Raw genomic sequence first — 213 nt, 5'->3', positions numbered from 1 at the left:
AGCATGGCCTTCGCGGCGAGGTCACGGCGCTGGTTCTCAAGCTTGTCGAGTGCCGTTTGTTCCTTTTCGGCGATTTTCTGCAGTCGCGACAACTCCGTCTGCACCAGCGCATCGCGTATGCGTTTTTCTTGAGCAACAACCAACCGGGATTGTACTCCTTCAGCTTCATGATCAAGTGCGGTGAGCTTCGCGCGCATTGTCTGGAGATATTGC

1 protein-coding gene is annotated in these 213 nt (G+C 54.9%); it reads right to left on the bottom strand.

All coding sequences use genetic code 11. The features are described from left to right. On the bottom strand, window positions 1–213 hold a 213-nt coding region (locus tag AF337_RS24215; RefSeq protein ID WP_152971165.1), incomplete at both ends, for a hypothetical protein.

The sequence above is a fragment of the Rhizobium ecuadorense genome (genome assembly GCF_001187535.1).
Taxonomy (GTDB): domain Bacteria; phylum Pseudomonadota; class Alphaproteobacteria; order Rhizobiales; family Rhizobiaceae; genus Rhizobium; species Rhizobium ecuadorense.
This window is presented reverse-complemented; position numbering and strand designations above follow the sequence as displayed.